This window comes from Pseudomonas morbosilactucae, assembly GCF_023241665.1.
GTDB lineage: Bacteria > Pseudomonadota > Gammaproteobacteria > Pseudomonadales > Pseudomonadaceae > Aquipseudomonas > Aquipseudomonas morbosilactucae.
Genome location: NZ_JALQCX010000093.1, coordinates 1 through 9,853 on the forward strand (window position 1 = coordinate 1; position 9,853 = coordinate 9,853).

Annotated in this window: 8 protein-coding genes; 6 read left to right on the forward strand and 2 right to left on the reverse strand. The window is 64.3% G+C overall.

All coding sequences use genetic code 11. From position 1 onward, the window contains the following. Positions 1-202 precede the first annotated feature (202 nt). Together M1B35_RS31340 and exaA are read right to left on the reverse strand one after the other, a co-directional pair. Entirely contained in the window at positions 203-850 is a 648-nt protein-coding gene (locus M1B35_RS31340; protein WP_268264006.1) for a pentapeptide repeat-containing protein, read from the reverse strand. A gap of 99 nt (positions 851-949) precedes the next feature. Then, complete coding sequence (gene exaA, locus M1B35_RS31345) at positions 950-2,845, reverse strand: quinoprotein ethanol dehydrogenase (RefSeq protein WP_123331265.1); 1,896 nt, start codon at positions 2,843-2,845, stop codon at positions 950-952. Positions 2,846-3,098: 253 nt separating this feature from the next. Here exaA and pedF point away from each other — a divergent pair, with 253 nt between their 5' ends. From pedF to exaC, 6 genes are all read left to right on the forward strand, one after another. After that, a complete protein-coding gene (pedF, locus tag M1B35_RS31350; protein ID WP_123331267.1) occupies positions 3,099-3,560 on the forward strand; it encodes a cytochrome c-550 PedF in 462 nt (153 codons plus the stop codon). A 5-nt stretch (positions 3,561-3,565) separates the two neighbouring features. Further along, on the forward strand, positions 3,566-4,441 hold the full coding sequence (locus tag M1B35_RS31355; RefSeq protein ID WP_123331270.1) for a substrate-binding periplasmic protein: 876 nt from the start codon (positions 3,566-3,568) through the stop codon (positions 4,439-4,441). 9 nt (positions 4,442-4,450) lie between these two features. Then, the gene (locus tag M1B35_RS31360; RefSeq protein WP_123331271.1) at positions 4,451-5,212 is read left to right on the forward strand and encodes a quinoprotein dehydrogenase-associated SoxYZ-like carrier; all 762 of its coding nucleotides are present in this window, start codon (positions 4,451-4,453) and stop codon (positions 5,210-5,212) included. A 27-nt stretch (positions 5,213-5,239) separates the two neighbouring features. Beyond that, positions 5,240-6,169, forward strand: coding sequence for a quinoprotein relay system zinc metallohydrolase 1 (locus tag M1B35_RS31365; protein WP_123331274.1), 930 nt, complete (start codon positions 5,240-5,242; stop codon positions 6,167-6,169). 272 nt (positions 6,170-6,441) lie between these two features. Further along, positions 6,442-8,211: a PQQ-dependent methanol/ethanol family dehydrogenase gene (locus tag M1B35_RS31370; protein WP_268264007.1), complete on the forward strand. Its 1,770-nt coding sequence runs from the start codon at positions 6,442-6,444 to the stop codon at positions 8,209-8,211. 197 nt (positions 8,212-8,408) lie between these two features. Further along, positions 8,409-9,853: acetaldehyde dehydrogenase ExaC (gene exaC, locus M1B35_RS31375; protein WP_268264008.1), on the forward strand; the 1,445-nt coding region annotated here is incomplete at its 3' end.

The following is a 9,853-nucleotide window of genomic DNA, read 5'->3' on the forward strand; positions in this document are numbered from 1 at the left end:
GGTTAGCCGCCATCAGGCCATGGATGGCCTGTGGCGGCGGCCAACGGATCAATGCCGGAGTGAGGGCATGCCGAGCCTAGGCGAGGCACCAAGTGGAGGGGTAAGAGCCTTTGGTTACTTTGGGCTCTTTCCAAAGTGACTCGCCGTAAGGGCGAAACCCTAAGTGGCCGTTACCGCAGGAATGGATATGTCCCCACCCCCCCTACTTATCCCATGTCCCCGGACACCCCCCACACCCCTCCATATTGGCATCCTGAAAATTCCCATAATGCTGCCGCGCCCCGCGCAAATCGGCCCGCTCCAGATTGCTCTCGCCCAGCTTGGCCTCTTGCAGATTGGCATCGCTCAGATTGGCCCCTTGCAGGTCGGCCTTGTTCAACCAGGCCATCTCCAGATCCGCCGCCTGCAGGTTGGCCCGGTGCAGCTTGGCTCCGGACAGCCGGGCAAACTGCAGATAGGCCGCGCTGAGGTTGGCGTTCTCGAATTGCGCGCCCTGGGCAAACAGGCCCCAACCCTGGATCGCCATCAACCGTGCACCACTGAAGTCGGCCAGGCGCAGGTTGCTCTGTTGCAGGCTGGCGCGGGTCAGGTTGGCGCCTTGCAGTTGGGCTTTTTCCAGGTTGGCCAGGTCCAGTCGGGCATGCCGCAGATCGGCATTGCGCAGGTTGGCGCCGCTGAGGTTCATATTGCGCAGGTCCTGATTGCTCAGGTTGGCGCCTTGCAGGTTGGCGCCGGGGCATTGGCTGTGTTCGGCGATGGTGCAGCCGTTGACGATCAATGGCGCGTCGTCGCCATCGTCGGCGTGGGCCAGGGACAGGCTCAGCAAGAGCAGCAAAGGCAGGTATTTCATGGCCGGTGTCTCCTTGTGTGGCGGGCCGCTTGCGTGGCCAGCCAGCGCCTGCGGGAGGATGCCCGTTGCAGGCGCCGGCTGGCCGGCGAAGGAGGGTGATCAGCGTTTTGCGGTCGGGTTATCCCAGCTCGGGATCTTGAACACCCAGAACGAACCGCCTTGCGCCACCGGCTTGGTCAGCTCGGCCATGTCGCCGCCCCACAGTGGCACCGCGCCGCCGTAGCCCACGGTCACGCCGATGTACTGCTCGCCATCTTGTTCCCAGGTGATCGGTGGCGAGACGATGCCGCTGCCGGTCTGGAATTTCCACAGCTCCTTGCCGGTCTTGGCGTCGAAGGCCTTGAAGAAGCCGTCGCCGGTGCCGGTGAACACCAGGTTGCCCTTGGTCGCCAAGACGCCAGCCCACAGTGGCAGCTGTTCCTTGTGCTCCCAGACCACCTTGCCGGTGGTGGGGTTCATCGCCCGCAGGGTGCCGACGTGGTCGTCATACATGCGTTTGATGCGAAAGCCCATGCCCAAGTACGCCGAGCCTTTTTTGTAGTTCACTTCCTCGGTCCAGTACTCCTCTTTCCACTGGTTGCCGGGGATGTAGAACAGGCCGGTGTCTTGGCTGTAGGCCATGGGGTTCCAGTTTTTGCCCCCCAGGAACGGCGGCGAGACTTCCACCGGCTTGCCCTTGGTCTCACCCGGCAACGGCTTGGCCGGACGCTGGCCTTCGTTCTCTACGGGGCGACCGGTCTTCAGGTCGATGTGGCTGGCCCAGGTGATGTTGTCGACGAAGGGGAAGGCGTTCTGCAGTTTGCCGTTGTTGCGGTCCACCACGTAGAAGAAACCGTTGCGGTCGGCGTGACCGGTGGCCTTGACCACCTTGCCGTCCTTGTCCTTGTAGTCGAACAGCACCAGCTCGTTGTTGCCGGAGAAGTCCCAGGCATCGTTCGGCGTGTGCTGGTAGAACCATTTGACCTCGCCGGTGCTCGGGTCGACGCCGACCTGGCCCGAGGTGTAGAGGCTGTCGTAGTCGTGGGGGTTGCCGTCTTTCGAGGTCCGCGCCCAGGTGTTCCAGGGGCCCGGGTTGCCGGCGCCGACGATGATGGTGTTGGTCTCGGCATCGAAGCTGGCGCTCTGCCAAGGGGCACCGCCGCCATGGCTCCAGGCCTCGACCTTGCCGGTTTCGGTGGTTTTGTCATCGGGCCAGGACGGCGCCTTGACGTCGCCGGTGGTGGTGCTGTCCTTGCCGTTGAGGCGGCCCATGTGGCCTTCGACGAACGGCCGCATCCACACTTCTTCACCGGTGTCCGGGTCACGGGCGAACAGCTGGCCGACCACGCCGAATTCGTCGCCGGAGCTGCCGTGAATCAGCAGCACCTTGCCGCTGGTCTTGTCTTTGATCAGCACCGGGGCGCCGGTCATGGTGTAGCCGGCGGCGTGGTCACCGAACTTCTTGTTCCACACCACTTTGCCGGTGTTTTTATCCAGGGCGATGACCCGGGCGTCGAGGGTGCCGAAGTAGATCTTGTCGCCGTAGATTGCCGCACCGCGGTTGACCACGTCGCAGCACGGACGAATGTTGTCCGGCAAGCGGTGGTTGTAGGTCCACAGGCGTTTGCCGGTCTTGGCGTCCAGGGCGAATACCCGCGAGTAGGAACCGGTGACGTAGACCACACCGTCGCTGACGATGGCCTGGGATTCCTGGCCGCGCTGTTTCTCGTCGCCGAACGAGTAGGACCACGCCGGGGTCAGCTTGAACACGTTCTTGTCGTTGACCTGGGCCAGGGGGCTCCAGCGCTGAGCATTGGTGCCCATGCCGTACTGCAGCACGTCCTTGGTGGTCAGGTGGTCGTTGGCGATGTCTTCCCAGGTGACGTTTTTGGTGGCAGGTGCCGCCGGGGCGGAGGCAGCAACGGCGGCCGAGGTCAGCGACAGGCTGCTGACCAGCAAAAAAGCCTGCACGGCCAGGGTCAGGGGAGAAAGGGCGGGTAGCGATCTTATTGTCATGTTTGCAGTTCCCAGTGGAGGTTTTGGCCTGCATAGGGTGGGTCGCCGAGGGGTTTTCGAGATACGGAAAATGTCCCGCCCTTGCCGGGAATAGTTCCCAGGCGGCACCTGATTTAGGCCCTCGCCACAAGCCCTACTACCAAGGGAGTAGGGCCCGGCCACCAAAGCAGCATACGGCTGGCGCGGGGCTGTTCCTAAGATGGCGGCATAGCCTCTGTAGAGAGGTTCTGCGTGCAATCTTGAGGGCATAACAATGACAACAAAACGCAACGCCTTGCTCGCTGTAGGGCTGCTGACCGGTCTGCTGGGCGCCGGTGCTGTATGGGCCCATGGCAACGTGGTGCCCCAGGCGGTGGAAACCAAAGGCCTGACGCCCGTCAAGGATGCCGGCGTGACCCTGGACGCCGACGGCTGGGCGGCGGTCAACCCGTACCGCACCACGGCCGAACATGACAAAGCCGTGGAAATCGGCGCCTCGGCCTACAACCAGAACTGCGCGGCCTGCCATGGCCTGGAAGCCAAGTCCGGCGGTATCGCCCCGGACCTGCGCATGCTCGATGTGGGCGAGGCCGGTGATGAATGGTTCGTCGAGCGGGTGCGCCACGGTGCCGTGCGCGACGGTCGGGTGTACATGCCGAAAATGGCCGACTACCTGAGCCAGGAAGCGCTCTGGGCGGTCCGTACTTACCTGGACAGCGTGCACGTCGAGGAGTGATCGCCATGCGTCTGTTCGCCGTGCTCTTGAGTGGCCTGCTGCTGTGCTGCCAGGCGGTGCAGGCGCAGGTACGCACCTACGATGAAATGATCGCCGAGGGCGAGTTGAAGGTGGCGGTCTACAAGGATTTCGCCCCCTACAGTTTCGAAGACCAGGGCCAGGCCCGGGGCGTCGACGTGGAGCTGGCGCAGGCCCTGGCCAAGGCCATGGGTGTGCGCCTGCAACTGATCTGGGCGCCGCCCGGCGAGAAGCTCGACGACGACCTGCGGGACTACATCTGGCGCGGCAGCCAACTGCGCAACCAGCAGTTGGCCGACCTGATGATGCGCGTGCCCTACGACCACGACTACGCGCAAAAACGCAATGAACTGGGCGAGCTCAACAACGACCACGTGGTGATGTTCGGGCCGTATCAGCGCGAGTGTTGGCAGGTGGCGTATGACACCCGGCGCTTGGCCTCCGTGGCCAGTGTCGCGGTGTTCCAGGAGCACCCCATCGGCGTCGAAGTGGACAGCGTGCCGTCCTTCTACCTGACCTCGGTGTTCAACGGCATGCTCAGTGCCAAGACCCATCATTACCCCAGCGTCAACCAGGCCTTTGCGGCGATGAAGGCCGGTGAGGTGGACGCGGTAATGGCCATGCGTGGCGAGATCGACTGGCAAGTGCATGAGGCCGCCGACCCGCAACTGGCCCTGGCAGAAAACGCCTACCCGAACATGGGCAAGCAACTCTGGGAGATCGGCATGGCGGTGCACGAAAGCAATCGCCAGCTGGCCTACGCCGTGGAAGAGGCCCTGGAAGGGCTGATCCGCGACGGCACCGTCAAGACCCTCTACGCCGGCTACGGCCTGCGTTACGAAGTACCGGAGATGTATCAATAGGAGCGCGGGATGAACTGGCGAGCGAGTTGCCTGCTGGCCTGCTGGTTGCCCTTGGCAGCCCAGGCGGCGCAGGTGGAGCCGGGGCGCGACCCGGTGCCTTCGGTGATGTGGGCCTTCTACCACAAGCAGATGCTCGGCGACGGGCCCTTTGTCTTTGATGAGCGGGTCAAGGTGCTGGCGCCGCCGTTTGCCGAAGATGCGCGCCAGGTGCCCCTGGAGATCGATGCCCGGGCTTTCACCGGCGAGGTGGTGAAGATCCTCGCCTGGGCCGAGCTCAACCCGCTGCCGAAGATCGTCGATTTCCAGCCGGGGGAGCGGGTGCTGCCGTGGTTGTCGATCCGCATCCGTATCGAGCAGGCCACGCCCCTGCGGGCGGCCGTGCTGACCCGCGACGGGGTCTGGCACGTGGGCTCGACCCTGATCGACGCCGCCGGCGGGGGCTGCACTGCGCCCAGCGTGGTGCGCACCCAGCCGGGTTGGGAGGAACACATCGGCGAGGTACTGGGCGGGCGTTACCCCCGTGGCGACAGCAGCCGCCTGCGGGTGCAGGTGGCCCACCCGATGGACAACGGCATGGTCAGCGGCATTCCTGAATTCTTCCTCAACCACGCCGAACTGCGGGACGCCGACGACCAGGTGCTGGCGCGGCTGGAGCTGTTCCCGGCGGTCAGCGAAAACCCCAACCTGGGGTTCGACATCCAGGGCCCCGGGCAAACCCGCTTGCTGTTGCGCGACAACAGCGGCAACGAGTTTGCCGCGACGCTGCCCTGACCCTTCTCATTCAACCAGGAGCGCGCCATGCGCTGGATATTGCTGTTGTGCGCGTGCCTGGCCTGGCCGGCCTGGGCTGAACTGGATTATCAACTCAAGCCCCGGCAGATCGCCGAGGGCACCTGGCTGCTGGAAGGCAGCACCGACAATTTCGCCAAGGCCAACGGCGGCAATATCGTCAACACGGCGTTTATCGTCACCGACAGCGGCGTGGTGGTGATCGACAGCGGGCCATCGAAGCGCTACGGCGAGGCCCTGCGCCAGGCCATTGCCGCGACCACCGACAAGCCGGTGATCCAGGTGCTGCTGACCCACCATCACCCTGACCATGTGCTGGGCAACCAGGCCTTCAGCGACGTACCCATCGGCGCCCTGGCCGGCACCACCGACCTGCTGCGGCAACAGGGCGATGCCATGGCCGAGAACATGTACCGCATGGTCGGCGACTGGATGCGCGGCACCGAGGTGGTGTTGCCGACCCAGGTCCTGGAACCCGGCACCCTGAGCATCGGCGGGCACTCGTTGCGCCTGCTGGGGCTGGGCGGGCATACCGGGGCGGACCTGGCGATCTTCGATGAACAGACCGGGGTGCTGTTTGCCGGTGACCTGGTGTTTTACCAGCGCGCCCTGACCACCCCCAACAGCCCCGGGCTGGATGTCTGGCTCAAGGACCTGGACACTTTGCAGGGCCTGCCCTGGAAACAGATCGTCCCCGGCCACGGGCCGGTGGCCAGCGACGCCGCGCCCTTTGCCCAGATGCGCGACTACCTGGGTTGGCTCGACCAACTGATGCGCGACGGCGCCGCCCGGGGCGACGACATGACCGAGATGATCCGCACCCCGATCCCCGACCGTTTCGCCGGCATCAGCCTGACCCGCTACGAGCTGATCCGCAGCGTCAGTCATCTCTATCCGCGCTACGAACGCCAGCGCCTGCAGCGCCTCGACGGCCACTGACCTTTGTGGCGAGGGAGCTTGTGGGGGTAGGAGCCGGCTTGCCGGCGAAGGCGATCTTGCGGGCCCCTTCGCTGGCAAGCCAGCTCCTACAGTGCGGGGGCATGGCGTCTTCTTGCCGCTCGCCACTTGCCGCTTGCCGCTGCTCCTCCCCCTACCAATGAACTAGAAAACTCCGCATTGCGGGCAATTGTTGGCGAGGGGGCAGGGACTAAAAATCGGCGGCAGACCGGGAAAATTTCCCGGGTACAACAAAAACCGCAGAGGTAGCCGTCATGACTCACCCTTCTCGTCGCCAACCCTGGGCCCTTAGCCTGTTGCTCAGCGCGATGCTGCTGTCCGGTTCGGCCCTGGCCGCTGTCACCGATCAAGAGATTCTCCAGGACCCGAAAAACCCGGAGCAGATCGTCACCAACGGCCTGGGCGTCCAGGGTCAGCGCTACAGCCCCCTGGATACCCTCAACGTCGATAACGTCAAGGAGCTGCGGCCGGTCTGGGCCTTCTCCTTCGGCGGCGAGAAGCAGCGTGGCCAGCAGGCCCAGCCGCTGATCAAGGATGGGGTGATGTACATGACCGGTTCCTACTCCCGGGTGTTCGCCGTGGACGCGCGCACCGGCAAGAAACTCTGGCAGTACGACGCGCGCCTGCCGGATGACATCCGCCCCTGCTGCGACGTGATCAACCGTGGCGTGGCGCTGTACGGCGACCTGGTGTTCTTCGGCACCCTGGACGCCAAGCTGGTGGCCCTGAACAAAGACACCGGCAAGGTGGTGTGGAGCAAGAAAGTCGCGGACCACAAAGAAGGCTATTCCATCAGCGCCGCGCCCATGGTGGTCAACGGCAAGCTGATCACCGGGGTGGCCGGCGGCGAGTTCGGCGTGGTGGGCAAGATCGAAGCCTACGACCCGAAAAACGGTGACCTGCTGTGGACCCGGCCCACCGTGGAAGGCCACATGGGTTACGTCTACAAGGACGGCAAGGCGATCGAGAACGGCATCTCCGGCGGCGAGGCGGGCAAGACCTGGCCCGGCGACCTGTGGAAGACCGGCGGTGCGGCGCCGTGGCTCGGCGGTTACTACGACCCGGAAACCAACCTGCTGCTGTTCGGCACCGGCAACCCGGCGCCGTGGAACTCCCACCTGCGCCCGGGCGACAACCTGTATTCCTCGTCGCGTCTGGCGCTGAACCCGGACGACGGCACCATCAAATGGCATTTCCAGAGCACCCCCCACGACGGTTGGGACTATGACGGCGTCAACGAGCTGATTTCCTTCAACTACAAGGAAGGGGGCAAGGAGATCAAGGCCGCCGCCACCGCCGACCGTAACGGCTTCTTCTATGTGCTGGACCGCACCAACGGCAAGTTCATCCGCGGCTTCCCGTTTGTCGACAAGATCACCTGGGCCACCGGCCTGGATAAGAATGGCCGGCCGATCTACAACGAAGCCAGCCGTCCCGGCGCGCCGGGCAGCGAAGCCAAAGGCACCTCGGTGTTCGTCGCCCCGGCGTTCCTTGGCGCCAAGAACTGGATGCCCATGGCCTACAACCGCGACACCGGGCTGTTCTACGTGCCGTCCAATGAATGGGGCATGGACATCTGGAACGAAGGCATCGCCTACAAGAAGGGCGCAGCGTTCCTCGGCGCGGGCTTCACCATCAAGCCGCTCAACGAGGACTACATCGGCGTACTGCGGGCCATCGACCCGGTCACGGGCAAGGAAGTCTGGCGCCACAAAAACTTCGCGCCGCTGTGGGGCGGGGTGCTGACCACCAAGGGCAACCTGGTGTTCACCGGCACGCCTGAAGGCTTCCTCCAGGCGTTCAACGCCAAGACCGGCGAAAAAGTCTGGGAGTTCCAGACCGGCTCCGGCGTCCTGGGTTCGCCGATCACCTGGGAAATGGACGGCGAGCAATATGTGTCGGTGCTCTCCGGCTGGGGCGGCGCGGTGCCGCTGTGGGGCGGCGAAGTGGCCAAGCGGGTCAAAGACTTCAATCAGGGCGGGATGCTTTGGACCTTTAAGTTGCCGAAGGCGTTGGTGAAGTAGTAGCGAGCGGCAAGTGGCGAGCTTCAAGCTTCAAGCTTGCCGCTCCAAGCTCGCAACTGGGCCGCGAGCGGCCCCCCCCTACTACCAAATGACGAGAGCCCCCCCTGCCAACGGCGCATTCGTCTGGCACGCGGGGCTCTCTACCATCGGTCTATCGCCTGCCGAATAACAGGCATCGACCCAAGCAGAGGCTCAGCATGATCTACGCACAACCCGGAACCCCAGGCGCCGTCGTGTCGTTCAAACCACGCTACGGCAATTACATCGGCGGTGAGTTTGTCGCGCCGGTGAATGGCCAATACTTCACCAACACCACGCCGGTCACCGGCGAGGTGATTGCCGAGTTCCCCCGTTCCAGCGCCGAAGACGTCGACAAGGCCCTGGACGCTGCCCACGCCGCAGCCGATGCCTGGGGCAAGACCTCGGTCCAGGATCGCTCCCTGGTGCTGCTGAAAATCGCCGACCGCATCGAGCAGAACCTGGAGATCCTGGCGATTGCCGAGACCTGGGACAACGGCAAGGCCGTGCGCGAAACCCTCAACGCCGACGTGCCCCTGGCCGCCGACCATTTTCGTTACTTCGCCGGCTGCATCCGTGCTCAAGAGGGCAGCAGCGCCGAGATCAACGAACACACTGCCGCCTATCACTTCCACGAGCCCTTGGGCGTGGTCGGGCAGATCATCCCGTGGAACTTCCCGCTGCTGATGGCCGCCTGGAAACTCGCACCGGCCCTGGCCGCCGGTAACTGCGTGGTGCTCAAGCCGGCCGAGCAGACGCCGCTGTCGATCATGGTGTTTGCCGAGCTGGTCAACGACCTGCTGCCGCCGGGCGTGCTGAACATCGTCCAGGGCTTTGGTCGCGAGGCCGGCGAGGCCCTGGCCACCAGCAAGCGCATCGCCAAGATCGCCTTCACCGGTTCCACCCCGGTGGGTTCGCACATCATGAAATGCGCGGCCGAGAACATCATTCCGTCCACCGTGGAACTGGGCGGCAAGTCGCCGAACATCTTCTTCGAAGACATCATGCAGGCCGAGCCGCAGTTCATCGAAAAGGCCGCCGAAGGCCTGGTGCTGGCGTTCTTCAACCAGGGTGAAGTGTGCACCTGCCCGTCCCGGGCGCTGGTCCAGGAATCCATCTACGAGCCGTTCATGGCCGAGGTGATGAAGAAGATCGTCAAGATCAAGCGCGGCAACCCGCTGGACACCGAGACCATGGTCGGCGCCCAGGCGTCCGAGCAGCAGTACGACAAGATTCTGTCTTACCTGAAGATTGCCCAGGAGGAGGGCGCCGAGCTGCTCGCGGGCGGTGCCGCCGAGCGTCTGGAGGGTGACCTGTCCAGCGGTTATTACATCCAGCCGACCCTGCTCAAGGGCCACAACAAGATGCGCGTGTTCCAGGAAGAAATCTTCGGCCCGGTGGTGGGCGTGACCACCTTCAAGGACGAGGCTGAAGCCCTGGCCATCGCCAATGACACCGAGTTTGGTCTGGGTGCCGGCCTGTGGACCCGCGACATCAACCGCGCCTATCGCATGGGCCGGGCGATCAAGGCCGGGCGTGTGTGGACCAACTGCTATCACCTGTACCCGGCGCACGCGGCGTTCGGCGGCTACAAGAAATCCGGTGTGGGTCGCGAGACTCACAA

Coding starts and splice junctions, on each gene's coding strand:
- M1B35_RS31340 (WP_268264006.1), bottom strand. CDS start 850: ATGAAATACCTGCCTTTGCTGCTCTTGCTGAGCCTGTCCCTGGCCCAC.
- exaA (WP_123331265.1), bottom strand. CDS start 2,845: ATGACAATAAGATCGCTACCCGCCCTTTCTCCCCTGACCCTGGCCGTG.
- pedF (WP_123331267.1), top strand. CDS start 3,099: ATGACAACAAAACGCAACGCCTTGCTCGCTGTAGGGCTGCTGACCGGT.
- M1B35_RS31355 (WP_123331270.1), top strand. CDS start 3,566: ATGCGTCTGTTCGCCGTGCTCTTGAGTGGCCTGCTGCTGTGCTGCCAG.
- M1B35_RS31360 (WP_123331271.1), top strand. CDS start 4,451: ATGAACTGGCGAGCGAGTTGCCTGCTGGCCTGCTGGTTGCCCTTGGCA.
- M1B35_RS31365 (WP_123331274.1), top strand. CDS start 5,240: ATGCGCTGGATATTGCTGTTGTGCGCGTGCCTGGCCTGGCCGGCCTGG.
- M1B35_RS31370 (WP_268264007.1), top strand. CDS start 6,442: ATGACTCACCCTTCTCGTCGCCAACCCTGGGCCCTTAGCCTGTTGCTC.